Source organism: Enterococcus gallinarum NBRC 100675 (genome assembly GCF_001544275.1).
GTDB lineage: Bacteria > Bacillota > Bacilli > Lactobacillales > Enterococcaceae > Enterococcus_D > Enterococcus_D gallinarum.
In genome coordinates this window covers 41809-68729 of sequence record NZ_BCQE01000020.1, presented here as the reverse complement: position 1 = coordinate 68729, position 26921 = coordinate 41809, and the positions used below count along the sequence as shown (strand labels likewise).

Here is a 26921-nt window from a genome sequence, read left to right as displayed (position 1 = left end):
GGTAACGCCAGAGACTAGTAATTATAAAACTCTACAAATACAAAAGAGTAAGGTGAATTATAAATCTGAAACAAATAAAACTCTTCCAAAAACTGGAGAGGTAAAATCATCTGGAGTATTTGTAGGTATAATAGTTTTATTGACTTCTATTTTTGCTGGATTTAAATTAAATTTGAAAAGAAAAAAAGGATAGAAAATAGATCTGAGATAGAATACTTAGTGTTCTATCTCAGGTTGTAATTATGTTTTATATCACTCAAGTATTAAGGAGGGATTATGATAACTTTAGAAGAGAAATATATATAATCTTTAGGCAAGAAATGTATAAGAAAAGAGTCTATTTAAATCATAAGTATATTCAAGATACTGAATCTCACGCCCAATGTTTAATATGCTTGGCCGAAAAAACGTATTATATTATTCATTATTCAGAAATACTTATTGGTTGATTTTTTATTTTTTCTAGGGACAAAGACTTGTAATTAAAGAAACAGGAAATAAAAAACGAAAAATTAAGTCTTCTTTAACAAAAAAACATTGGAAGATAAGAAATTTTCAATAGAAAAATCTCATCTCTCAAAAAAAATATTATATACAATCGAAAAAAATTTTTTATATCGATGATAGTAATTTTTTGTCTAGTGGATTAAATAATGCTAGTGTGAATTTTCAAATATTGTTAGTTAATAGTTTTTATGGTTTCTAAAAGGTTTGGAGGTAAGAAATAATATGTTCGTGAGATAAGAATCATTATTTAGTACATCTTCTTATAAGCAGGGAACTTATTTCTAGAATTAAAAAACTTGTATAAAAAAATAAATTGAACATTCATTTTTATTTGACTTGAGGATTTTTACTTGATAATATTATATCGTAAACTATTTTAATTTATAAAGTGAACAGTCTATTTTTTTTATACAAGTTACTCACTTTGATAGTTTCAGATATAGTAATTGGTTAAACTTATCGTATTAGTTTAACTAAAGTTAGTGAGATAAATGAAATGAAAGGAGAATATTCTAGAAATCAAACTGCCAAAATCTGTGTCAAGTTTAATTTATAGGTTTTGTTTAATTGTAAAGTTCCATAGAATAATAAAATAAAGAATTATATTCACAACGTAATCTAAGAGGTGGAATATGCGAAAAAGCTTGAAACTACTATTAACTATTGTTTTACTGCTGTTTTTTTTTCCTTTAGCACATACGTTAATTACAATGCAAAGTGTGGTTAGTTTACCATTTTATTTACTACCATTTACAAGTTACCCATATATTGGTAATAACATGGCTCAATTTTTGTTTTGGCTTAGTGCCGTTTTGCTAACATTCTTATTTATTATTTTAATTATTGTATTATTTTATCCTAGGATAAATAATTATATAGAAAAAAAGACCGATACTGGAAAAATAGCAATTCAAAAAAAAGCAATTGAGAATTTTGTATTAATCGCAGCAAAAGAAGAGCCTTTTATTGTTGATCCAACGGTAAAAGTTGTAATTAAGAAGAAAAAAATAAAAATCTATGTACGGGGAAAAATACGTAAAGCTTTTCAAACAGGGGAGCGACAAACCTCCTTTATAAGGAAAGTAAACACTAATTTGAATGCCTTATTTGGTGCAGAACAAACAATACTAACTGAAATAAAATTCAATGATTATCATGAAAGAAATAAAGAAACCAAATCAAAAGTTTTATAGGAGAAAACAATGAAAGAATTCATAGAGAAATATAAATATCCGCTCATTTTTGCATGTGTAGGACTACTATTAGGATTATTAATTCTCACGTTAGGACTTTTTAAAATAGTGATAATAACAATACTTACTGTATGTGGTTTTTATTTAGGTATCTATTTAGAAACTATTGGATTTTTTGACAAATAAAACTAGTTAATAACCGTTTTTACGGTAAAAAATAAATTTTTATTTTTAGGAGGAAAACTAATGGATAATAAAACAAACAATACAAAAACAGAAATTAAAAAGAATGATATATCAAAAGCTTCTGAAGCTATTAAAGGAGAATTGGTTTTTGAAGATAAAGTAATTCAAAAAATAATCGGTATTGCATTAGATGAAATTGATGGGCTTTTGACAGTTGATGGAGGATTCTTTTCAAATATAGCCGGAAAATTAGTAAATACAGATAACACAACTTCTGGAGTCGATGTTGAAGTAGGTAAAAAACAAGTTGCAGTAGATCTTTCAATAGTGGCTGAATATGGTAAAGATGTAACTACAATTTATGATAAAATTAAGCAAGTAATCTCAAATGAAGTTAGGAAAATGACTGGCTTAGATGTAATTGAAATTAACGTAAACGTCGTAGATGTAAAAACAAAAGAACAATACGAAAAAGATTCAGTTACCCTACAAGATCATCTTACTGATGCAGCTTCTGCTACTGGAGAATTTGCTTCAAAACAAATTGAGAAATCAAAAGAAGCTTTAGGAGTAGCAAGTGAAAAAGTTAATGATGGTGTACAAAACGTAAAAGAAGCAACAGAACCTCGTGTAAAATAGTAACTTCCTTTCTGTAATATACAACATATAAAATTGAAAGACTAAATTTAAGGCTCTTAGATATTTTAATGTAGATATAGAAGAAAGAACTGAAATATAATAAAACCAGTTAGGTATAGGACTTAACTGGTTTTAGTTTCTTTAAGTGGGAGATCAACATCTGAATAAGCATTTTGTGAAAGATGTAGAAATCTTTATAGCTGTTGGTTACTCATTTTGTATTTCTTATTTAGTTCTTTTGTCTCTTTCTAGTAAATCTTTACAATATTTTAGTTCTTAATTTATATTATTTAAAAATTTTATTATCGTATAAACCATTATAAAAGCTGTTAATCAAAACAGTTATCATTATTGAAAAATCTTTCTGATTTAATTTCAGAGGAAAAGAAAATCAATAGCGTTATTAGGAAATCCTAGTGACGCTATTGACTTTTTTATAGATAGAAGGGTTAATTATTTAGTTCTTTTATAATTGTTTTAACACAAGAAGCTTTATTGCTTCTATTTTGTTATTTATCATACTATATCGTGAAATACTGTATTTTATTTGGTTGATTGTCAATAGATATGGTGTAGTAGAGGAATTTAGTGAAATGGAAGAAGATAAAAAATAATAAGATTATCTGAAATAAAATATAATCATAGATAATCTAATAAATAAAGAAGCACAAAAAGCTGAAGAATAGAAGAATATAGTTAATATATAACTAATTAATGTTCACATGTAAAACCTATTTTCGAAAATACAAAAATATAAAACAAATATATAACAAATATATAACACCAGAAGTTGAATAATGGTATTACTTGGAATAACAGTACCCTTTTCCTTTTTTAATTTTTTGGATAACCTAAGTTGTGTTTAAGATATGTCTCTTTATTAAAATAAATGTGTCATTTGTAAAATATAAGTTTTATTTTCAATTATCTGGCTACAAAGTAAGCAGGAAAAACATATCATTATGAAGAGTAATTAGATAATTAAAGAAATCGATATTTACCGTCTCTTTTTTATAACTGATTTATTCTAATGGTAAAGTCTTTTTTCTTTCTTTAGTCATATTCGCAAACTATAAATGAACAGTCATATTGAATTTTTTTAAAATTATTTTAACATATATATTATGAAATATAATGATATTATTTCTCTTATTTTTATAAAATGAACGTTTGTTTTGTAAACGAATAGAGTGAATGTGTTTTACTAAATCAGAGATAAGCAGATAATTATGCAATAAAAAGGATCAACAGTGGTTATAGAGTAGGATCTTTGTTAATAAGATAGCCAAGACAATCTAAAGAAATCTAACTAACTTTGACTCAGAAGAAATCATTACGAAAGTAATTAAAAAATTTATTTATTCTTTGAAGAATGCTGTATAAAAAGGGGGAGTATTTAAAAGTAAGCAAATATCCGGGTATGATTATCTGACTCATTTCACAATATATATGAACAAATCCAGTAAATTTATCTTTTTTGAAAAAGAGTATGAGTTTAATAATTATAAGAGGGTGAGAATAGTGTGTGTTATAAGTAAAGAGTATTTTTTCGAAATCTCAGATATTGCTGCATTTATTGAAGTAGAGAGAAAAAAACAGGGTAATTCAGCAAAACTAAATACGCATGACTATTTTTTGATTGATATCGTAAAACAATTAAGTGAGCAACAAAAAGAATTAATTCAACTAATAAATTCAAAAAATTTTAAGACGATATTAAGAAGTTTGATTGAAATGGATGCTAAAATTTCTGATTATCTTTTTTTCTTAATCAATTGCAGGTTTGAAAATGATAAAGAAGTAAAAGATTGTATAGAAAGTGTAGAAAAAGATGGTCTTGATGATTACTATTGCGGATTAAATTATAATGACAGCTTAAATGACTTCAAATTGATAGTTCATAAATTTTGTTAAAAAATATGTACAGCCAAGAAATGTTCCACCATCAGTTATTGAAGACGCTATAAAATTAGGAAAGATGATTTTACTTTAAAGTTCTTTATAAGAACCTGTGAAAATCAAATTAGTGTGTTCTTAAACTATAAATAAAAAGATATTTTTTATAGATTTTATATTAGAAATATTTTGAAAAGTTTCAAAGAAGAATGCGTAATAGATGAAAAAATAATAGCTACCACATTAAAGGTAAATTGTAGATAGAGAAAGTGAGTTTTACAAGCAGGAGATTTAAAAATAGATTTATCTGATGGTAATGTTTCTATGGATATTAAAGAAAATGACTAAACAGAAGTAAATATTTCGATAATCGATATTTATTAGAGATTAGAGGATAGTGAACATCCCCCGTGAAAATGGGGGATGTTTACTGAATTTGTTTAAGATTTACAATTTCGCCTTTAGATAAATCGCCGTTTAAAAAAGCTTGAATATTTTTAAAGTTATCTTGAACTCCCTGAATAAAGGCTTCTTGTGAATAAAAAGCAATATGTGGGGTTAATACAACATTATCCATTTGCATAAATGGTAACTTATTCAAATCTGGATTTTCGTTATGCACCACATCTAAAATCGCATATGAGAGTTTTCCTGATTGCAAAGCCGCCACTAAATCCTCTTCATTTACAACACCACCACGTGAAGAATTAATAAAAACTGGGTGCTTTTGGCACAAATTAAATAAGTTTACATTTAATATTCCTTTTGTACTATTATTTAAAGGCAAGTGCGATGAAATATAATCACTTTGCTCAAAAATTTCTTCTAGACTAGCTTGTTTCACATTTGATTGTTCAAAGATTTCTGAAACTACAAAAGGATCATAAGCAATCAATTTACAACCAAAAACCTGTAAACGTTTTGCAATTAAACGTGGGATATTTCCAAATCCAATTAGACCAACAGTTAAGGAAGATAAACGACGCATATCTGGAAATAACTCATAATTCCATTCGTGATCAACTTTTACCGATTGATTGAAATCAATAATGCGACGATTATGAGAAAGAATAGCTGCTATCACATAGTTAGCCACCTCATCAATACAATATTGAGTAATATGAGAAACCGGCAATCTATGTTCATTTGCATAATCTAAGTCCACAGAATTAAAGCCAATCGAACGATAGACTACTAATTTTAAGTTGGGTAACTGTGATAAAACTTCCTCCGTTAATGGTTCATACACGGTAATAATAATATCTGCATCATGGGCATTTTCAATAATATCTGTTGGAGTTTGACTCGGACGCACTGCCATTTCTAGATCTAAATTCAATTCTTTAATGGCTTTTAACTCATGTTCAAACATATTATCTTCAAATAATCTGACTACTTTCATAAGAATTCTCCTATCTAACAAAAAATTTCGCAATTAAAATGACAAAAAATAGTGATAAAAAAGTACGCTCTAAAAAGATGACAATCACATGCCAGAATTTCATGTGCTTATTCGTTGAAATCAGTAAAGTTGCTGTTTCAGATAAATATATAATTTGAATAATACTCATCATCGCAATAATCACTCGACTTACGGTAGATTCAACAGATTGACCTAAAATAACTGGTAAATAATTATCTGCCAAACCAGACATAATCGCACTAGCAGTTATATCTGGGCTTGCAATTCCAAATGCCATTAAAATCCATTCAACTGGCATGGAGATGATTTTAAGTAGCGGTGTATATAATGAAATCACTAAGGCTAAGGTGCCCCAACATACAATGATTGGTGTTAACCAAAACACATAGAAAGTCATATTATCGATTTTAGCAACAAAATTTGAAAGATTAGATTCATTTGCACGATCAACAGCATTATTGAGTGCACGTGTAAACCAATTACCAGATTTTTCTATTGTGATTTTGGATGCAATCGAACCATTCATATAAGTATCTGGAAAAGTTGATAGGGGGGGAATACGTACACTAATTGCTGCAACAATTACGCTCACTATTGCAAGTCCAGCTAAAATTAAGCCAAAGTAATCAATGACATTTAAAACCGAACTGACTAATACAATCCATCCAATACTTCCTGTCGCAAACTGGGAACCAATAACTGCCATTTCACGTACAGTAAAGTATCCTTTTGCAAAGAATTCCTCTGTTGCCATGATTGCCACATTTCCCGGACCGACCCAAGCACTGATGATATTCACAGCACAAATTTCAGAAACTTTAAAAATCGGTTTAACAATTCCACCCACGATTTCACCTAAAAATTCCATCGCTCCGAACTCTAAAATAAAAGTTTGAAATAATAACATCATTGGTACTAACACCGATAATTGGGTCGCTAAAGATAACATCGTACCACCAGTATCAGGCGAAGCGATAAAGTTCGGGCCAATTTTAAAATAAACTAGAAGGGAAATAATCGCTCCAATCACACGGTTTATTGTGTAAAATAAACTAGTAGAAAAAAGCTTATTTAGTAGACGATGACGACGAATGATTGTGTCTTTTTTCACTTGATCGAATACAGCTAAAATCGCACTTAAAACAATCAAGACTACCATAATCCCAGTTAACGGTGCTTGGAACGTTTTTACAAATATCTTTAAATAGTGGAAAAGAATTGTGTCCACTGACCCATCAAAACTAAAGGGCACAAGTACTAAAATCGTCCCAAGTATCGTAAACACAACAAATTTTATAAGTCCCAGTAAATAATGCTGATCTTTTCTTTTTTTCATATCATTTCTCCTTATGCTAAATTCGGAACATCGTTCCGGAAAAAATTGTACAGATTTTAATTTAGTCTGTCAATATAGTATAGTTAGTTTTATTACAAAAAAATCTGCTATAATTGCTATAAAAAAAATAGAAAGAGAGGGATCCGATGAATAAGGAAAACGATTTGATTAAATCCGTTGATAATGCCTTTACTCTATTAGATTTATTGAGTGAACAGGGCGCTTTAGGAATTTCTGAAGTAACTAGATTATCTGGTCTAGCTAAAACAACGGTCTTTCGTATTTTGAAAACTTTGGAGTACCGCGGCATTGTCATACAAATTGAAGATGATATCTATACATTAAGCTATAAAATTTTAAAATATCACCCCAAACCTTTGAATGAACAACAATTAATCAAAATTGCCAAACCTTATATGCAAAATTTTTCGCAAAAAACTGGCGAAACCATTAATCTATCGATTTTATATCGAGATGAAATATATATTATTCATTCGGAAAGCGGCGAAAGTTACATGTTGCAATCGTCTTTAGCACCAGTCACTGATTTATACTGTTCTTCCATGGGAAAAATCTTTTTAAGTGAAATGTCACCTACTGAATTGGAAAAATACTACCAAAAAAGGTTAGTGAAGCGTACCATCAATACTATTATTGATTATTCGAATTTTTGTGAAGAACAGAAAAAAATCAAGGAAAAGCAGGTTGCCTTTGATCATGAAGAATACGAATATGGTCTTACTTGTATGGCAACTGGACTCTATCAAAACGGTGAATTAGTTGCGGCACTCGGTTGTTCCGGACCTACCACACGGCTAGGATTCAAAGGATTATCCCAATTAGAAGATGAGCTAAAAAAAAGTGGCGAGATTATTAATCAATTGCTAGAAGTATAGTAAATATCCACCCGTTTTTATGGGTGGATATTTCAGTCTGTAAATAAAGTCAATTTTATGGATGCTGTCTACAGTCTTTTCTTTTATAATAAATTTATAAAATAGTAAATTGCTGTCTTTTTTACGTGGAGTTTATCATGGATTTAATTTGTTTGATAGTTTGGTAAAGAAGGCTAATAATTTTGGATACTAAATGCTTTTTAATATATTCAGCTATGATCATGATCTTTAAGTTTTTATTTAAAAGACTAATTATAGATTTAGTGAGGGATTTTAATTAATAGGATGAAGTAATAGTTCTAAAAATTCATTGTTAGTGCCTATCATTATAATTTATTGACGTGTTATAGCATTAAATTTGGAAATCTTATGTAAAGTCTAATTAGTGATTCAATTCGTAATAATTTTTTTTATAGTTTAGGGAGTGGAAATTCAAGCTACATATAATTATTTTCTTTTTTATTAATGAAAGTAGGCAGTGAAGGTTCTAGTACTGAGGAGTGTCCTGAAGAAGCTCTAATTAATGAAATTGTCCATTTAAATACCATTTTTTCCAATTATATATAGTTCCTCTTCCTGAGATATTGAATTCTTCTCGAAGAGAAGAGATGACTCTCCTTTCAATAAACGCTCAACAATTTGAATTTTTAGTGTATCAGGATAGTAATTATGCTTTGACGTTAGAAAAACTCCTCTAAATTTATTTTACTAAATTTGAAGTTTTCTTTTTTATTGTATCCAAATTATAGTGCCAGTTCCCCTGAGTGGTGTCTTTTAATGTTGAAGAAAGAGTATTTATCATGAAAGTTTTCTTAATTAAAAACATGATTTAGAGGAAGCAGTTGTATTAATTGTACAAAAGTTTATTTTTGAAAAAAAGAAGCGATTGAGTATTGTTGCTTCTTTTTCTTTCTACATCTAGAGTTATTTTATATCCCCTTGAAAGTCAGGAGTCTTGTAAAGAATAATGAAAATATTAAGACTTCTGAAATTAAGTCGGGTCACACTTCTGTAAATAGTTCAGACGAAATTATTAGTAGTAGAAAAGTAAATGGTTGGAAAATGATTCAATTAGGAGAAGCTTTAAAAAATGAGCGGTCGTTTTTATAAGGTTAATATGGTATACTTAGTTATAATATCTTTTTTGAGGAGATAGCTATGTATAAAACAGCAAATGAATTATTTAATCGATTAAAATCAGAAAAAAAAGAACTCATTTTAAACTATATCTTAGAAGAATTTGGAAGAGTTGGTTATGAATCTGCTTCAGTTCGTAAGATTGCTGATAAGGCAGATTTAAGTGCAGGATCATTATATCAGTACTTTAACAATAAAGAAGGAATGCTAAGAGTAGCAATAGAACACGTTTTTGTTATTTTAGATGAATATATTAATAATATAAACAATGCTCCTTTAAAATTAGAAAATCGTTTAGAAGTAATGTTCGAAACAATCTTAGAATTAGGAAGAAAACATCCTGAATTGATTGTTTTTTATAATAAAATTCCTGGTGACGAACAAATGACAAGCGAGTGGGTTAAACAATTTTACAATAACACTAGTTTTTTCAAAGTATATTGGCATACCGTAAATGAATTAAAAGATGAAAAAGAAATAAGTGATAAAATTGATCCAGTTGTCTACACGTTCATTATTGATACGATGATGTTATCCGGAGAATTACTTCAAAATACGCAATATCAAGAAATAAAAGCCAAAGTTTTTCTAGAAGACTCAATAAAAAGTTCATTAATATTAAAAGAAAATGTTATCGAGACGCTAACTGTACTTGCAAGGGGGTAAGAGTCTATGACAATAAGTAATAAGAATAGCATGCGAGAAGAAATTATAATTATTGCTATAAAGCATTTTTCTAAATTTGGTTATGAGAAAACAAGACTTTTAGATATTGCTAATGAAGCTAAAACTAGTACTACTACTGTATATAGTTTTTTTAAAACAAAACATGATCTGTATGAAGCTGCAGTGGAGTATGATTTAAATATAATAAACCTTGAACTTGAAAAAATTGTTAAGGAAAGTTCTACACTCGATGAATATATTATAAATATAGTTGAAAGAGTACGATTAAATTCTGAAAAGAAACAATTGTTTTTGAATTTTTTTATGCTTATTTCGACCAATTCTGGCCAAATAAAAAAAATAGATATTATAGAAGAATTTGAAAGAAAAAAATTTTCTTTCTATTTTAAATTTATAGAATCCCCTAAGGTAAAAGATCGCTATACATTATTGTTTATAGATAATTTAATTACTATTTATATCTATTCATATTTTAATGTATTTTATCGAAAAAAATTATTGCTTTATCTATCTTTATATCAACAAGATAAACAATCTATAGAATTTGAAGAGGATCTGCTAAAACATCTGAAAATATTGATAAGAACAAGACTTTTTATTGATAAAAACTGATGTCCTTTTTTTCTCTGTTCATTGAATTATATAGATGATAAATGTAAGTGGTTAGACATCTCTTTTGTCTAGCCGCTTTTTTGCTTTATGAAATAGATTTGTTATATTTAGATACTGACTAAAAAAGTGTTTTGTATTTTATTGCTAAAAGTTGTCAGTTATCTTTGATAATGATTATTGTATATTGAAAGCTGTTCATCATATTCCTATAAAAAGAATTTTTTCAAAGTATTGATGGTTGATACTTTTCTTTCTAACACTTCATCTAAAGGTAAGATGAAAGTTATTTGTGCAAATTGTGAGTCCCACTAATTAATTGATATTTCACCTAAATATAAATTGCTTCAATTAATACTCTATTTAATCTAAGCTTTTATCTAAGATAGAGCGTAATACTCTTTCACGCAGTTCCACTGCATTAATATTGTTTTTCTGTTCATAACCTTGTACAAGTAAATCACAAAGGTACAATTGAGAGATTTTCCCTGCCAAAGAACCACCATTTAAAAATTCTTCGATTGCTGTTTGTAAAACAACATCTGCTGTCTGTCCTATTGGAGAATGAAGGTAATTGGTAATTGCTAAGATCTTTGCACCATTTTTTTTTGCAATTTCTACAGAATCAAAGGTATCTTTTGTTTTTCCGGATAATGAAAAAGCAATAATCACATCGTCTTCTTCCATCAAAGAAGCTACTTGAGCTTGAAAATGAGGATCCAGAACAGCTTTTGCTTGAACTCCTACTCGTAAGAACATACTTTCTAAATCAAGGCTTGTATTTCCACTAGAACCCACCCCAAATATATAAAGATTTTTTGCTTGACTGATGAGTTGGATTGCCTTATCTAGTTTTTTTTCATCTAGTAAATGTGCTGTAGAATAGAGCGCCTCAGTTAGATGAGTAGCAATTATATCGTAATATTTCTCGCTTGACGGATATTCTTTTTTTTTACTGAAATCTTCTTTTGCAATTTCGATCTTCAAATCAGAGAAACCAGAAAATCCTAATTTTTGGCAAAAACGAATAATCGTTGCATCCCCAACTGTGGTTTTTTCTTTGATATCGCTCATTGTACTATAAATAATTGCTTTCCCAGAATCTAAGATTAAATCAGCTACTTTTTTTTCAGATTTAGTCAATAAAGGATAATGCTCTTTAATTAAATAGATGTAATTCATATGAACTCCTTTACAGTAAAAAATTTTACTCCATTATACTCCAAAAAGATAAAAAAATCTCCAAATTTATCCATTTTTATACTTTACATCAATGAAAGCGCGTGCTATATTTTATTTGGAGTTATTATCCGAAAATTAATTTAAAGTGGAGTGTTTAGGAGAATGAAGAAACAAATATTTTTAGATGCAATTTCAGGTGGACTGATTGTTTCTTGTCAGGCATTACCTGGTGAACCATTTTATAAAGAAGAAGGAGGTCTTATGTCCTATTTTGCTCTAGCTGCTGAAAGAGCTGGTGCAGTTGGTATCCGAGCAAATTCTGTTCGAGATATTTTAGAGATTAAAGAAAAAGTTTCTCTACCTATGATTGGGATAATTAAGCGAGATTATCCTCCTGAAGAACCATTTATTACCGCAACGATGCGTGAGGTCGATGAATTAGTTGCTACTGGTGTAGAAGTTATTGCGCTAGATTGTACGCTGCGCAAACGCCATGATAATTTGTCTATCAACACTTTCATTACTCAGATCAAAGAAAAGTATCCTGAACAATTATTAATGGCAGACATCTCTACCTTTGAAGAAGGTAAAAATGCCTATGAAGCTGGCGTTGATTTTGTCGGAACCACGTTATGCGGATATACTAATGAAAGTAGAAAGCAAGAAGGGCCAGCGATTGACTTGATGAAACAGCTCGTTCAAGCAGAAATTTGTGTTATTGCAGAAGGAAAAATCCATACCCCAGAGCAGGCAAAAAAAATTAGGGAATTAGGTGTTTCTGGAATCGTAGTTGGTGGCGCGATCACTCGTCCACAAGAAATTGCAGAACGTTTCGTCAATGCATTGAAGGAGGAAGAGAAAAATGTTTAAAAAATTTTCACAACTAGGTCGGGCATTTATGTTGCCGATCGCTATTTTACCTGTTGCTGGTTTACTTTTAGGTCTTGGCGGTGCACTGACAAATGAAAGCGCCATAAATGCTTATCCCATATTAGCTCAACCGTGGCTTCATACGATTTTGAGTATCATGAGTTATGCTGGTAACGCCGTTTTTGCTAATTTAGCATTGATATTTGCGATTGGTATCGCAGTGGGGCTTGCAAATGGTGACAAAGGAACTGCTGGTTTAGCTGGTGGTGTTTCTTACTTAGTTTATACAGCAACAATTAGTGGTTTTCTTGAATTATTTTCTGTCAAAGATGCAACTCTTGATACTGGAGTTGTAGGTTCAATTGCCATTGGCGGAATTGTCGCATTTTTACACAATCGCTATAGAAAAATAGAATTACCGCAATTTTTAGGATTCTTTGGTGGTTCACGTTTTATTCCAATTATTTCTAGTTTGGCTGCAATTATTATTGGTTCCTTCTTTTATCTAATTTGGCCACCGATTCAGAATGGATTAGTTGTTGCTGGAGAGCATATTGCTCAAATGGGGAGTCTAGGAACATTTCTTTATGGATTTTTACTTCGTTTAACTGGTGCTGTTGGTCTTCATCATACAATTTATCCACTTTTCTGGTACACTTCGTTAGGGGGAACTGAGAGTGTAGCGGGAATTACAGTTTCTGGGGCACAAAATATTTTCTTTGCTCAATTAGCTGATCCGAATCACACAGGCTTATTTACTTATGGGACTCGTTTTTTTGCTGGAAGATTTGCCACGATGATGTTTGGCCTTCCTGCTGCTTGTTATGCGATGTATCGTGCAATTCCTAAAAAAAACCGTAAGAAAAATGGCGGTCTTTATTTCAGCGGTGCATTAACTTCGTTTTTAACAGGAATCACTGAGCCTGTAGAATATATGTTTCTGTTTGTGGCTCCATGGCTTTATGTCATCCATGCATTTTTAGACGGCCTATCTTTTTATTTTGCGGATATCCTGAATATTCGAGTAGGAAATTCTTTTTCAGGTGGACTAATTGATTTTCTATTATTTGGTGTACTTCAAGGAAATGACAAAACTAACTGGCTTAAATTGATTCCTTTTGGACTTGCTTGGGCTATTATTTACTTTATCGTTTTTACTTTCTTTTTAAAAAAATTCAAAGTAGCGATCCCTGGTATGATAGAAGAAAAAGAGGTAGTCTCTGAAATTACCTTGAATAAAAATACTTCTTTGCATGAAGAATCTTTAATGATTATAAAAGCACTTGGCTGTGAAGAGAATATTGAATCTGTTGAAGCCTGTGCAACTCGCTTGCGTGTTGCTGTGAAGAATGGACAAAATGTTGACAAACAAGCTATAAAACAATTAGGTGCTACTGCAGTTTTTGAGGTAAAAGGTGGGATTCAAGCAGTTTTTGGAGGAAAAGCTGATTTACTTAGTCAAGAAATCAATCAAATTTTGAAAAGAGATAATTAGGAGGAATTTATATGATTAAGTTTTTAAGAAAGAAAAAACAAGTGGAACTATTTTCTCCATGTTCGGGAAAAGTTATTCCTATATCAGAAGTAAATGATCCAGTTTTTTCACAAAAATTATTAGGGGAAGGTTTTGCTGTTATTCCAGAAGAGCAGACAATTTATGCTCCTTTAGCTGGTCAGGTCACAACTATCTTTCCAACAAAACATGCTATTAGTATAAAGAGTAATTCAGGAATTGATTATTTGATTCATATTGGGATAGATACAGTAGAATTAGAAGGAAAACCTTTTTCAATTCTTGTTGATGAAAATGAATATATAACACCTGAAAATCCACTAGTTAAGGTTGATTTTAAACAGCTTGAATTGGCTAAAAAAGACTCATCAGTAATCATTTGTTTTACTGAATCTAGTCAAATTGATAATCTCGATTTATATACAGGAAGAGTTTTACATGGTGTTCTTTGTGGGTATTTAAATTTATCATAATGATTAATAGTTAGATTAATAAGATCTAATTATTAGAAACTCATTGGTGAAGTTTTAGGGTTTAAAGAAGTAGTATATAAGTTGTAACTTTCTCAATGTATAATAATTTTGATTGACAAGAGATTAATGTGATAGTTTTGAAAAATGAAATATGATTGGAGTGAACCTCGTTTTATTAAGTTTTTGATTATATGATTTTAGTCAGCTCGCCCACGTGTAGAAACAAAAAGATATACGTTTCTATACGTGGGCGAAGCTGTTTTTACTTTTAATAGCGATAAAAGTTTAGTATATAATTTAGATGAAATTGTAAAATTTTACCCTAAAGTATAGGCCAAATGGATAATATGCAAGCATGCTTTGATTAAACAAAAAGACAATTGAAAAAAATTGAGAATATTTGATAGATTATTGAGTTAGAAATAGTTTAAGTAATAAGCATTGTATTAATTTTTTTATCTCTTGAAAAAGAGGTAGAGCGGTGAGAAATTCATAACTATATAAAAAGCTCTTTTTAAGGAGAGAGTACTGGTGAGCCGTCTAGTATGTTAAAATTTCTCCATTTCACATACTAGTTTCCACTAAATTAAATTAATTTTTTGCATAAGAGCTGAGTTTCAACTTTTCAATATTTAAAAATTTTTGAATTGAAAACGAAATTGCTCCACTAAGAACAGGATTCCACTCTATAGGACTGTTAATGATATGAATTTCTTTTGTATATTGATTATTCAAAAAATTTTTGATTATATTAATTATGTTCGGAATTTTTTTTGTTAAAGGACTGTTAAAAATCACTAACTCAGGAGCATAGAGCATAACTATATTGTTAATTCCTATCGATAAATAGTATGCATATAGTTCAATCATCTCTACAACCTTTTGATCCTTGTTGCTATAAAGATATTCCACTATATCCGAATTAATTTTATCTAGTTTTTTTTCTTTGGAAATCTCTTGGTAAATTACTTGAGTAGAGCAATATTTTTCTAAACAACCATAATTACCACATTCACATTTTCTGCCATTTGGAAATAGAATTGTATGTCCCAACTGACCAGCATATCCTTTATTACCAATGTCAAGTTTACCATTTTTTACTACTCCAACGCCTATTCCACTATGAAGACTAATTGATACTAAATTCTCGATATCAGAAGAAAAAGTATATTCACCTAATGCAGATAAGTTTGCCTCATTTTGTAAAAAAACAGGAAAGCTATACTCTTGATTTAATAATTTTACTAAATCAATTTCCTCAAGACCGTTATAAGTTGTACTAAGTACTTTATTATTTAGAACTTGTCCTTGAACAGCAATTGTCATACCGATTATTCCATGTCGCGTATAAGGAAGATTATCGGTGAGTTTTTTTATAATTTTACGAATTAACATTTGTATGTTGTCTTTACTAACATAAGTATCAGTAAGCTGTATTCTTGCAATTTCTTTTCCATCTAATGAAGCTACCATTCCATCAATGTAATTATATCCTAGATCAATTGCAATTGCTAAGCCCGAAGATACTCCATTAAAAGTTAACATAATGGGTTTTCGGCCACGATTTGTTGCTTCTCCAATTCTATTTTCAATTACAAGCGAGTCATCGATCAATTTATTGATAATAGAAGATACAGATGCTTTGTTTAAAGAGGTTATTTTACTCAATTCAGCTCTAGATATTTCTTTATGTCTAATTATTTGATTAAGTATTTTTGCCTCGTTTTGTTCTCTAATTGTATATTTACTTGAAATCATTAATTTCTCCTCAATTTAAAAATAAAATAGCCTATGCAAAAAAAATATAGCGTTTACAGTTGACATTTTAAATAGCTTATTTTATATTTTATTTATTAATTAGTTTAACGTACAAACAATTTTAGTTCAAGTAATTAAGTGTTTTTTGTTATTAGTTTTTTTTTTGATAATTAGTTTATCGAGAAAACAAATTAAAAAGCAGAATTCTAGTCAAAATACTTAAATTAAATTGATATGTATATGTATGCGATTACAATTGCTAGTGTTGTAATAAGAGTTAACTAATTAAGAAGAAAAGGAAAGTGGGATGAAAGAAGTGATAAACATTGAATCAAATTATTTTTCAAGAAAATTTGATGATGAATTACTGATTATTGAAGCATGGGGGGAAAATGCTATTAGAATACGTTCATTTGTAGACATGAACTATGAAGACCGACAAAACTCCTTAATTGATAAGCCTAATTCCCTAAATAAAGTGATAATAAATCAATATGAAAATAAAACAGAATTAATTAACGGGAAAATAAGAGCGGTACTAGATCATCGTGATCGTTTAACTTTTTATAATGAAAAAAACGATGTCTTACTAAAAGAATATATTAGATTAAGAGCTGTTAAACATGATGATGGTGGTGAAGATGCTGGTTCAGTTGAAGTTACAAAGGATTTTAATTCTACATTGAAATTAAAGTCAAGAGAATATCGGTCCAATATGGATGGTAAATTTCAAGTAACTACTAGATTTGAATCAGATCCAAAAGAAAAAATATTCGGAATGGGTCAATATCAACATTCTTATCTTGATTTGAAGAACACTGTTTTAGAATTAGCGCAAAGAAACTCACAGGTGTCAATTCCATTCTATATATCTAGTCTTGGATACGGTTTTTTATGGAATAATCCTGGTATTGGAGAAGTTTCTTTTGCTAAAAATATAACTCGATGGAAAATGTATTCTTCTGATTATATCGATTATGTAATAATTTCAGGAAATGAACCAAAGGAAATACTTAGAAACTATAGTAATCTAACTGGAAAAGTCCCTAAAATGCCAGATAGTTTATTAGGATTATGGCAGAGCAAATTACGATATAGATCACCAGAGGAAGTGATGGATGTAGTAGAAAAGTATCATAAACGTGGAATAAAGCTTTCAACTATCGCTATTGATTATTTTCACTGGCCAAAGCAAGGAGAATATTGTTTTGATGAGGAATACTGGCCTAATCCAGAAAAATTTTTAAAGACTTTGAAAACTGATTACGGAGTGGAACCAATAATCTCAATTTGGCCTACAGTACAAACTGATGCAGAAAATTATGAAAAATATTTAGAAAATGGTTATCTAGTAAAAGTTAATCGTGGAGTTCGATTAACCATGCAAATTCAAGGAAACACTATTTTTATTGATATGACAAATAGTGAAGCTCGGAAATATGTTTGGAGTCTAATTAAAAAGAATTATGTTGATAAAGGGATTAATTATTTCTGGTTAGATGTAGCTGAGCCGGGATATTCCGTTTATGACTTTGATAATTATCGTTATAAAAAGGGGACTGATTTATATAGTGGTAATTTATATCCAATCGATTATCTTTCAATGATTTATGAAGAATTAAGTAATGAACAGCCTGTAATTACTCTTGTTAGAGGAGGATGGGCTGGAGCACAAAGATTCGGTGCATTATTGTGGTCTGGAGATATTGATTCTAGTTTTGAAGCATTTAGAAATCAAGTTAATACTGGACTAAATGTAGGTTTAGCAGGGATTCCCTGGTGGACAACTGACATAGGTGGGTTTCATGGCGGAAATCCAGAAGATCCGGAGTTTAGAGAATTGCTAATTCGTTGGTTTCAATATGCTACTTTTTCACCAATTTTAAGAATGCACGGTGACCGATTACCCCATAGTAAACCCTTATCGGATCATGGTGGAGGTTCGATGGTTACTGGTGCACCAAATGAAATATGGTCATACGGTATAGAAGTTGAGCAGATATTAACTAAGTATATAAAAATACGTGAAGCGTTGAAACCGTATATCAGTACTTTGATGGATAAAGCTCATAGATTCGGAGATCCGATCATGAGGACGCTATTTTATGAATATCCTTCAGATAATAATACTTGGGCTGTAGAAGATACTTACTTATTTGGAGATACGTTCCTAATTGCACCGATTGTAAATTATAAGGAAACAGTAAGAGAAGTTTACTTACCAATAAATGAAAACTGGACCAATATATGGACAGGTGAAGAATATGATGGTGGACAAACGTTGGATGTTGAAGCAGATATTAGTATGATACCTGTTTTTATAAAGACAAATCAAAAAGATAAATTTTCAAAACTATTAAGTATAATTAAGGAGGAGATCTAATGGAGATAAGTGTTATTCAACTTGGTTTAATTGTGTTATATGGTTTTTTTATTAATTTTGAGAAGAATTCAACAATGTTCGGAACCTACCAACCTGTAACAGCGGGATTTGTAACTGGTTTAATACTTGGAGATATAAAAACTGGGCTTTTTATTGGGGGAACCTTACAATTATTGTCTTTAGGAATTAGTAATTTTGGAGGAGCTTCTATACCAGACTATCAAACTGCAAGTATTGTCGCAACTTTTATCACCATAACAACTGGTCAGGAATCTTCGGTAGGGATTTCTATTGGTATACCAGTAGCACTATTAATGGTTCAATTAGATATTATTAGAAATACAATTGGTATTTGGATGGTTCATAAAGCAGAAGCAGGTGTAAAGCGAGGAGATTATAGTATGATCTCCAAGATGCAAATGTTTGGAGTATTCTTAACGGCGGCAACAACGGGCATACCGGTTGCGTTGGCAGTAATTTTTGGACCATCTTTAATTAATACTATTCTTGCTCATACTCCTGAATGGTTAACAAATGGGTTAACAGTTGCTGGGGGATTATTACCAGCTGTTGGTATTGGTTTATTGCTTCGATACTTACCTGCAAAAGAATATTTCAGTTATCTTGTTATAGGTTTTGTAATGTCTGTTTACTTAAAAATGCCATTATTAGGAGTAGCATTAATAGGCGCTGCTATAGCTTTAATTATTTATAAAAAAAATAGTCAGAATGTAATTAATAATACCGTTGTTAATACAATAGGAGGTATGGATGAGGATGAATAGCTTGGAGACGACAAAACTTGGTGTTAATTCCAAAATTAAAAAGAGTGTATTATGGAGATGGTTTTTTACAAGCTCAGTTTCTTCAAATTATGAAAAGATGCAAGCTCTAGCATATTGTTACGCTGTATTACCATTCTTAAAAGTTACTTATAAAAATAAACCAGAAGCGTTACAAAAAGCAGTACTAAATCATTTACAATTTTTCAATACAAATCCTTGGGTTGCACCGTATATTTTAGGTATTAATATAGCTATGGAAGAAAATTCAGATGAAAATACTGAAGAAGCAGTGACATCGATTAAGACAGGACTTATGGGGCCAGTAGCTGGATTAGGTGATAGTCTATTTGTAGTTATTCCATGGACTATATTTGGGGCTATTGCAGCAAATATGGCAATTGATGGTAGTCCAGTAGGAATTATTTTATGGATTGCTGTAAGTGTAGCTTTAAAGATGATAAGTATACCATTATTTCGCATAGGCTATACTTCAGGTACGAAATTAATTACTACTATTGAAAAAAGTTTAAAACTTTTAACTGAATCGACTTCAATTTTAGGATTAATGGTTGTTGGAGCATTAATACCATCTGTTGTTAAAACAAATGTAGTCTTAGATTTTAAACAAGGTGATTTTTCTATGAGAGGGCAAGAAATACTAGATCAAATAATGCCAGGATTATTACCTGCACTCTTAGTTGGTTTAGTTTACTGGTCTTTGAAAAAAAATGTAAAACCTATTTATTTAATTCTTGGTGTGATGGTTCTGTCTATTGTTTTAGCTACTCTAGGCATTTTAAAATAAATGATAGGAGGAAATTTTTGTGGAAATGAAGGGTATAAAAAATATTAGAATTGACGATCGATTAATTCATGGTCAAGTAGCTACAATGTGGAGTAATAAATTAGGTGTGACTCGTTTGATGGTTGTAAATGATACTGTTGCAAATAATGATATACAAAAACAGGTGCTAAGGATGGCAGTCCCTGCAGGAATCAGTTCTTCAATTATAACTGAAGAGAAAGCGATTACCAATATCAAAAATGGAAAATATGAAGGGCAAAATGTGCTTTTAATAGTCAAATCCCCAGTAGACTTATTATCGTTTATCGAAAATGATTTACAGATAGATAGGATTAACGTTGGCAACATGTCTAATCGAAAAGGAACAACGGTTTTACGTCCTAATATTAGCGTTACTAATGAAGAAAGAAATGCCTTCGAGAAGCTATTAAATCTTGGTGTTGAAATTACTACAATTATGACACCAGACGATAAAAAAACTTACTTAAAAGATATTTTATAAGGGGAATAAGTGCGATGACTAATGAAATAATTTTAATGAGTCATGGTTTAATGGCTGAGGAAATATTAAATTCAGCTAAAATGATACTTGGAAACCAGATTAATTATCCGGTAGTTTCTATGGCACAAAATGACGGTATTGAAGGAACAATAAATAAATTGAATAAAATACTGGAAGAAACAAGTGACATACGAAATATTATTATATTAGTAGACCTAATGGGAGGAACACCTGCAAATGTAGCTATGATGAAAGCAAGTATGGATAAAAGAATTCAAGTAGTAACTGGAATGAATCTAGGGATGGTATTAGAATCATACTTTAAAATTAATGAAGAAAAACTTGCTGAGCATTTAATAGAAATAGGTAAAAGTAGTATTAAAATACCTGAGATACAGATGGATGGTGGAGAAGAGTAATTATAATGAAGGAAGAATAGTTCTGTTAATCTCAATTGAAAAAGTTTAAATCAAAACAAAAGGAAAGCTATTTTCGATATTAATATGATTCGTTTTCTACATAATATCAAAATTAGATACGAAGCCATAGTAAGAAATATGTTTTTTTCATTATAATCTTAAATAATTAATACTAGCGAAATAGAGGAATGTTAAAAGGGCTCTTTTTGGAATAGCACGGTATAGCTAGTGCTTGAACTGCTATAAAAACCAAATAGTTAAATAGTAAAGCAATAATGGTTCGAGTGTACTATTTGGAGGACAATCTAAGATTGAAGATGCTTTCAAGTATAAGTGGTATTTTCAATGAGACGGTTAGGAAATTAGTGCCAGAGTAGGTACTAATTCTAGATGTAACAATCTTAACAGCGGTGGGATATGATCTATATGCAAATATTATATAGTTGTGTTAAAGTTTTTTTGATATATATATGAATGTTGTCCAATCAAATTCTAGAAATGCTTTAGACTATAAAATTTATTATACGGGGAAAATGCAACTTTTTAGCTAATAAAGCTGAAGTTGCATTTTTAACTATCTGAAAAAAATCGAGTTGAATTTTATATTAATCTATTTTTGGCACTTCAATAAAAAATGAACCTTCATTTTTATTGACATTTTTTAAGTAAATTTGTAAAATCGTTTTTATAAAACGTAATAGTTACGTTTTATAAAAGCTAATTAGAGAGGAGATAGGGACATGTTTCTATTCAATAAAACAATGGTTTCCTTTTGTAGTATTAAGAATTTTAATAGCTAGAATATTAACATAAAAATTATTTTTTGAGCTTAATAAATAGAATTTAAGGAGAATGATATTATGAAATCAAAGATAATTCTTGGCGGTTTGCTACTATCTACAACAGCTTTCGTTTCACTACAATCCCCACAAATTACTAGTGCAGAAAGTTTAACAAATTCAGCAGAAATTATAGTACCGCTTAATTTAAAGGTGAAAGCACATTACACAAATGGATTACCACTTGAAGCGGGAAAAGAAGTACGGTTAAGAAATTTAACAGATGGATCAACGGAAGTACTTAAGAAACAGGTAGACGCTAACGGAGAGGTAACATTTACCGAACAAGATGGCATTAAAAAAGAAGTAAATTATGGCATCGAAACAGACGGAGTAAGAAATGGCTATACAGTAAGATACGATCTTGGTGGAGAAAAAGAGAAGGACATAACAGTGAATTTGCCAGGATCCGAGTTACCACTTAGTTTAAAGGTAAAAGCACATTATACAAATGGATTACCACTTGAAGCGGGAAAAGAAGTACGGTTAAGAAACTTAACAGATGGATCAACGGAAGTACTTAAGAAACAGGTAGACGCTAACGGAGAGGTAACATTTACCGAACAAGATGGCATCAAAAAAGAAGTAAATTATGGCATCGAAACAGATGGAGTAAGAAATGGCTATACAGTAAGATATGATCTTGGTGGAGAAAAAGAGAAAGACATAGCAGTCAAATTACCCGGAGTAACGAAAAATACAAATTCTAAACAAAGTTCGGATAGTAAAGCTAGCTTTAATCATCCTTCTACTTTTTTTAACAACAACAAAAGATCATCTAATCTAAATTATAATAATAGCAATAAAAAAAGGGAACTAATGAATCAAGAAAAAAATAAAGAAGGCAATCGAAATAAAAATACTATGGAGTTACCGAAAACTGGAGAAAAATATAATGGTCTTCCTGTGTATGTAGGGTTATTCACGGCGATTGCAAGTATTATAGGGCTGAAAAAAAATAAATTTTAATGTGGGAAGTATTATTATTTCTCTAATTCTATTTGAGCAATTTAAAATATGAAAATCAATAAAGAGAAAGTTTTAAGTTGTTAAGTAAATTAAATTTCGATTGGAAGCATAGTTGAATAAGCCTAACATGTTACGAAAGATAAATAACCTACTTTTCATTTCTAGAAGAGAATGTCTTGATGCTTATAAACAGATTTAGCTCCCTATCCACTTCAAGTCTAATTCTTTTGTATGCAAATAAAGTATTTTTAGGAGAGTGTTCTCATTAGAGAACACTCTTTTTTTGTTTTGAAAACTACTTACTATACGGGTAGTTTCAAATAGTTTTGTCATCCTAATCTTCAGCAACAGAAAAAAATCCAAATTTTAAAATTTAGGCTTGACTAAAATATATTTTCTGTATACCATATAATCGTGATAATCATTATCATTTAGAAGGAGAAAGTTATGTTAGAAGTGAAAAAGCTTAATGTTTGTTATAACGATTTTTTAGCATTGAACGAGATTTCTTTAAAAATACAAGAAGGTGCTCTAACAGGTATTATTGGTCCAAATGGTGCTGGAAAATCTACATTACTTAAAGCAATGTTAAATATTATCCCTCATCAGGGAGAGGTCTCCATTAATAATGAAGATATCAATAAAAAACTGGTAAAGATTGCATATGTAGAGCAAAAAGCTGATATTGATTTTACTTTTCCAATAAAAGTAAAAGAATGTGTATCTATGGGAACGTATGCCGGAATGAAAGTTTTTCAAAGAATTAAAAATGCAGAATGGCAAAGAGTTTCAAAGGCTTTGGAAAAGGTCGATATGGGAAAATATTCTAATCATCAAATAGGAGAATTATCTGGAGGACAATTTCAACGTGTACTTTTAGCAAGATGTCTTGCTCAAAATGCGGATTTCATATTTTTAGATGAACCATTTGTAGGGATAGACTTAATTAGTGAACGAATAATTATGGATACGTTAAAAGAATTGAAAAATCAGGGAAAAACAGTGCTAATTGTGCATCATGATTTAAGCAAGGTAAAGAAGTATTTTGATAATATTATTCTTTTGAATCGAAATGTAATTGCTCACGGAAGTGTAGAATCTGTATTTAATGAAGAGAATTTAAAAAAAGCCTATGGAGATACTATATTTATTGGAGAGAGGGAATAACATGCTTCAAAATTTTATTAATGGTCTGTATGACTTTCACTTTTTACAGAATGCTCTAATTACATCTGTAGTTATAGGGATTGTTTCTGGAACAGTAGGTTGTTTTATTATTTTAAGAGGAATGTCTCTTATGGGCGATGCTATTTCTCATGCTGTTTTGCCAGGAGTAGCAATTTCTTATATTTTAGGTATTAATTTTTTTATTGGTGCTATTGTATTTGGTCTATTAGCTTCTATCATTATTACTTTTATAAAAAGCAATAGTGTAATAAAAGGAGATACAGCAATTGGTATTACTTTCAGTTCTTTTTTAGCGCTAGGAGTTATCCTTATAGGAGTTGCAAATAGCTCAACGGATTTATTTCATATCTTATTTGGAAACATTTTAGCTGTACAAGATATTGATAAGTGGATTACGATTGGCGTTTCTGTTTTAGTGTTGGTTATAGATAGTAGTTCTATTTTTTAAAGAATTATTAATTACTTCTTTTGATCCATTAATGGCAAAAGCAATGGGGATGAACGTCAATTTTTATCATTATCTACTGATGGTTCTATTAACTTTAGTAGCAGTAACAGCTATGCAAAGTGTGGGGACTATATTAATTGTTGCAATGTTAATCACGCCAGCAGCTACAGCATATTTATATGCAAATAGCTTGAAAACTATGATATTTATTTCTGCAGCAGTCGGGGCAAGCTCATCATTGCTTGGATTGTTTATTGGTTATAATTTTAACATAGCCGCAGGATCAAGTATTGTTTTAACAGCGGCATCCTTATTTGTAATTAGTTTTCTAATCTCACCAAAACAAAAATTTTTAAGAAAGAAGGAGAGATCGTTATGATGAGAAAATGGAAAGTAGTAGTGGGAAGTCTGGGGATTTTGATTGCTCTTTTTATATTAGGAGCGTGTTCAACAAATAGTAAAGATAAAGTGGCTTCGAACGAAAAATTAAAAGTAGTAGTTACTAATTCGATTTTAGCAGATATTACTGAAAATATAGCAAAGGATAAAATTGATTTACACAGTATTGTACCTATTGGGAAAGATCCCCATGAATATGAGCCTTTGCCTGAAGATGTTCAAAAAACTTCAAAAGCAGACTTGATTTTTTATAATGGTGTTAACTTGGAAACTGGAGGAAATGCTTGGTTTACAAAATTAGTTAAAAATGCGAACAAAGAGGAAAACAAAGACTATTTTGCAGCAAGTGATGGCATAGATGTTATTTACTTAGAGGGTCAGAGTGAGAAAGGGAAGGAAGATCCTCATGCTTGGTTAAATTTAGAAAACGGTATTATTTACGCTAAAAACATTGAAAAACATTTAGCGGAAAAAGATCCTGATAATAAAAAAATCTATAAAGAAAATCTAGATAAGTATATTGAAAAATTGAATACACTAGACAAAGAAGCAAAATCTAAATTTGCTTCAATTCCGAATGATAAAAAAATGATTGTTACAAGTGAAGGATGCTTTAAGTATTTCTCGAAAGCGTATAATGTGCCTTCTGCTTACATTTGGGAAATCAACACTGAAGAAGAAGGAACGCCAGATCAAATTAAACACTTAGTTGAAAGACTACGCACAACAAAAGTTCCTTCCTTATTTGTAGAAAGCAGTGTGGACGATAGACCGATGAAAACAGTATCGAAAGATACCAATATTCCTATCTATTCAACGATTTTTACTGATTCAATTGCAGAGAAAGGACAAGATGGTGATAGTTACTACGCGATGATGAAATGGAACCTGGATAAAATTGCTGAAGGTCTTTCAAAATAAATTGGAGGAAAAAGAGTATGGTAAAAATTAAACCAACTACTATACTGATTTATTTATTAGCAATTCAGGAATTGACGAAAAGAAAAAAAAGTTAAAAAATAAAGATTTAGCAAAAATTCTAAGCATTACTCCAGCATCTGTTAGTGAGATGTTGGCTAAACTTAGATATGAAGGTTATTTAAACATAGGGTGTCAATTGACAAATAAAGGGAAAGACTTTATTGACAATTACAAAAAGAGCTTTATATAAAAGACTTTTTATTTAGAAAGGATAAGAAAATGACTATTGGAGTAATTATGATAGGACTTATCCTAATAGCTGGATATAATTTTTTTAAATCTTTCTTGGATTATTTTAGAAAAGGCGAATGATTTAGATGAGTATATTACTTCTTATAGGATTACTTTTTTTATCAGCTATTCTGTTGCTGCTCATTAGTTTAGGTTTAAGCAATGAGTTTAATAATAGACATTAATGTTTAAAAATTTATAGAATTAAAAATATCATATAAGGCGAATTTTCTCATATAGACTAGGTACTACGTGCCACTTACTGAAAGATAATAGAAAATGAACTAAGTTATTTTCAAAAGGATGTACTTCATCAAATTAAGATAGCTTTGTTTGTCTAAACAATCTATCTAAAAAAGATAAGTTCTATCGAGATGATAGGATAGGCTTATAATTAGCCTATAAATTTTTGGAATACAGCTACAATTCTTTTTCAAATTAGTTACTTAATGTTTATTTCTTATAATATAAGAATTGGTCACAATCTTACAAAATCATTAATAAACGAGTTAAACATAAAAGATTGAATAAAACTATAGTTTCTTTCATAATGCCGTTTTAAGTAGAGAAAAGCTACTTAAAACGGTATTTATGTTTTAATGGACTAATAAAAATGAACCATTATTTTTTGCACTTAAACTACAAGTTCTTTTAATTAATCTGATTA

The 26921-nt window shown here is 30.1% G+C and carries 23 protein-coding genes and 2 pseudogenes; 21 read left to right on the top strand and 4 right to left on the bottom strand.

The annotated features are described in order from the left end of the window. From EG2_RS19405 to EG2_RS12375, 5 genes are all read left to right on the top strand, one after another. Window positions 1–193: LPXTG cell wall anchor domain-containing protein (locus EG2_RS19405; protein WP_156424243.1), on the top strand; the 193-nt coding region annotated here is incomplete at its 5' end. A gap of 946 nt (window positions 194–1139) precedes the next feature. Beyond that, a complete protein-coding gene (gene amaP / locus EG2_RS12385; protein WP_060814997.1) occupies window positions 1140–1700 on the top strand; it encodes an alkaline shock response membrane anchor protein AmaP in 561 nt (186 codons plus the stop codon). A gap of 9 nt (window positions 1701–1709) precedes the next feature. Beyond that, complete coding sequence (locus EG2_RS18500; protein WP_071870196.1) at window positions 1710–1886, top strand: DUF2273 domain-containing protein; 177 nt, start codon at window positions 1710–1712, stop codon at window positions 1884–1886. A 60-nt stretch (window positions 1887–1946) separates the two neighbouring features. After that, window positions 1947–2525 carry an Asp23/Gls24 family envelope stress response protein gene (locus tag EG2_RS12380; RefSeq protein WP_060814996.1) on the top strand — a complete coding sequence of 193 codons (579 nt, stop codon included), beginning with the start codon at window positions 1947–1949 and terminating at the stop codon, window positions 2523–2525. 1521 nt (window positions 2526–4046) lie between these two features. After that, window positions 4047–4439, top strand: coding sequence for a hypothetical protein (locus tag EG2_RS12375; protein ID WP_239468274.1), 393 nt, complete (start codon window positions 4047–4049; stop codon window positions 4437–4439). 409 nt (window positions 4440–4848) lie between these two features. Here the strand turns inward: EG2_RS12375 and EG2_RS12370 are convergent, their stop codons facing one another. Together EG2_RS12370 and EG2_RS19710 are read right to left on the bottom strand one after the other, a co-directional pair. Then, on the bottom strand, window positions 4849–5823 hold the full coding sequence (locus EG2_RS12370; protein WP_060814994.1) for a C-terminal binding protein: 975 nt from the start codon (window positions 5821–5823) through the stop codon (window positions 4849–4851). A 10-nt stretch (window positions 5824–5833) separates the two neighbouring features. Continuing rightward, on the bottom strand, window positions 5834–7180 hold the full coding sequence (locus tag EG2_RS19710) for a YjiH family protein (RefSeq protein WP_060814993.1): 1347 nt from the start codon (window positions 7178–7180) through the stop codon (window positions 5834–5836). 146 nt (window positions 7181–7326) lie between these two features. Between EG2_RS19710 and EG2_RS12360 the strand changes: the two genes are divergently transcribed. From EG2_RS12360 to EG2_RS12350, 3 genes are all read left to right on the top strand, one after another. Continuing rightward, window positions 7327–8076 (top strand): IclR family transcriptional regulator, encoded by a 750-nt coding sequence (locus EG2_RS12360; protein ID WP_060814992.1) that lies wholly within the window; start codon window positions 7327–7329, stop codon window positions 8074–8076. Between the two features lie 1158 nt (window positions 8077–9234). Continuing rightward, the gene (locus EG2_RS12355) at window positions 9235–9879 is read left to right on the top strand and encodes a TetR/AcrR family transcriptional regulator (protein ID WP_060814991.1); all 645 of its coding nucleotides are present in this window, start codon (window positions 9235–9237) and stop codon (window positions 9877–9879) included. Window positions 9880–9885: 6 nt separating this feature from the next. Next, window positions 9886–10512, top strand: coding sequence for a TetR/AcrR family transcriptional regulator (locus tag EG2_RS12350; protein ID WP_060814990.1), 627 nt, complete (start codon window positions 9886–9888; stop codon window positions 10510–10512). A 360-nt stretch (window positions 10513–10872) separates the two neighbouring features. On the opposite strand, the gene EG2_RS12345 is transcribed toward EG2_RS12350, so the two are convergent. Then, window positions 10873–11691, bottom strand: coding sequence for a MurR/RpiR family transcriptional regulator (locus tag EG2_RS12345; protein WP_060814989.1), 819 nt, complete (start codon window positions 11689–11691; stop codon window positions 10873–10875). Between the two features lie 162 nt (window positions 11692–11853). Here EG2_RS12345 and EG2_RS12340 point away from each other — a divergent pair, with 162 nt between their 5' ends. From EG2_RS12340 to EG2_RS12330, 3 genes are read left to right on the top strand one after another with little or no spacing between them, the layout of a single operon-like run. After that, the gene (locus EG2_RS12340; protein ID WP_060814988.1) at window positions 11854–12561 is read left to right on the top strand and encodes an N-acetylmannosamine-6-phosphate 2-epimerase; all 708 of its coding nucleotides are present in this window, start codon (window positions 11854–11856) and stop codon (window positions 12559–12561) included. Beyond that, window positions 12554–14056, top strand: a complete 1503-nt coding sequence (locus tag EG2_RS12335) for a PTS transporter subunit EIIC (protein ID WP_060814987.1) — start codon at window positions 12554–12556, stop codon at window positions 14054–14056. The genes EG2_RS12340 and EG2_RS12335 overlap by 8 nt, the downstream gene beginning before the upstream one ends. Before the next feature lie 11 nt (window positions 14057–14067). Beyond that, entirely contained in the window at window positions 14068–14547 is a 480-nt protein-coding gene (locus EG2_RS12330; RefSeq protein WP_060814986.1) for a PTS sugar transporter subunit IIA, read from the top strand. Window positions 14548–15138: 591 nt separating this feature from the next. On the opposite strand, the gene EG2_RS12325 is transcribed toward EG2_RS12330, so the two are convergent. Next, window positions 15139–16305 carry an ROK family transcriptional regulator gene (locus tag EG2_RS12325; protein ID WP_060814985.1) on the bottom strand — a complete coding sequence of 389 codons (1167 nt, stop codon included), beginning with the start codon at window positions 16303–16305 and terminating at the stop codon, window positions 15139–15141. A gap of 307 nt (window positions 16306–16612) precedes the next feature. Between EG2_RS12325 and EG2_RS12320 the strand changes: the two genes are divergently transcribed. The 10 genes and pseudogenes from EG2_RS12320 to EG2_RS18490 all read left to right on the top strand — a co-directional run bounded on the left by EG2_RS12320 (window position 16613) and on the right by EG2_RS18490 (window position 26213). Then, window positions 16613–18688 carry a glycoside hydrolase family 31 protein gene (locus EG2_RS12320; RefSeq protein ID WP_060814984.1) on the top strand — a complete coding sequence of 692 codons (2076 nt, stop codon included), beginning with the start codon at window positions 16613–16615 and terminating at the stop codon, window positions 18686–18688. Further along, window positions 18688–19473 (top strand): PTS mannose/fructose/sorbose/N-acetylgalactosamine transporter subunit IIC, encoded by a 786-nt coding sequence (locus EG2_RS12315; RefSeq protein WP_060814983.1) that lies wholly within the window; start codon window positions 18688–18690, stop codon window positions 19471–19473. The genes EG2_RS12320 and EG2_RS12315 overlap by 1 nt, the downstream gene beginning before the upstream one ends. After that, window positions 19466–20278, top strand: a complete 813-nt coding sequence (locus EG2_RS12310) for a PTS system mannose/fructose/sorbose family transporter subunit IID (protein WP_060815002.1) — start codon at window positions 19466–19468, stop codon at window positions 20276–20278. Before EG2_RS12315 ends, EG2_RS12310 begins: the two co-directional genes overlap by 8 nt. Before the next feature lie 19 nt (window positions 20279–20297). Continuing rightward, window positions 20298–20780 (top strand): PTS system mannose/fructose/N-acetylgalactosamine-transporter subunit IIB, encoded by a 483-nt coding sequence (locus EG2_RS12305; RefSeq protein WP_082709565.1) that lies wholly within the window; start codon window positions 20298–20300, stop codon window positions 20778–20780. Between the two features lie 14 nt (window positions 20781–20794). After that, window positions 20795–21199: a PTS sugar transporter subunit IIA gene (locus EG2_RS12300; protein WP_060814982.1), complete on the top strand. Its 405-nt coding sequence runs from the start codon at window positions 20795–20797 to the stop codon at window positions 21197–21199. An 860-nt stretch (window positions 21200–22059) separates the two neighbouring features. Then, window positions 22060–23007 carry an LPXTG cell wall anchor domain-containing protein gene (locus tag EG2_RS12295; protein WP_255210086.1) on the top strand — a complete coding sequence of 316 codons (948 nt, stop codon included), beginning with the start codon at window positions 22060–22062 and terminating at the stop codon, window positions 23005–23007. Window positions 23008–23454: 447 nt separating this feature from the next. Further along, window positions 23455–24174 carry a metal ABC transporter ATP-binding protein gene (locus EG2_RS12290; RefSeq protein ID WP_002406972.1) on the top strand — a complete coding sequence of 240 codons (720 nt, stop codon included), beginning with the start codon at window positions 23455–23457 and terminating at the stop codon, window positions 24172–24174. Between the two features lies 1 nt (window position 24175). Further along, window positions 24176–25022: pseudogene (locus EG2_RS12285) on the top strand (metal ABC transporter permease subunit). Continuing rightward, window positions 25019–25963 carry a metal ABC transporter substrate-binding protein gene (locus EG2_RS12280; protein WP_060814981.1) on the top strand — a complete coding sequence of 315 codons (945 nt, stop codon included), beginning with the start codon at window positions 25019–25021 and terminating at the stop codon, window positions 25961–25963. The pseudogene EG2_RS12285 and the gene EG2_RS12280 overlap by 4 nt, the downstream one beginning before the upstream one ends. Before the next feature lie 17 nt (window positions 25964–25980). Continuing rightward, a pseudogene (locus tag EG2_RS18490) lies at window positions 25981–26213 on the top strand (metal-dependent transcriptional regulator). Window positions 26214–26921: the final 708 nt, after the last annotated feature.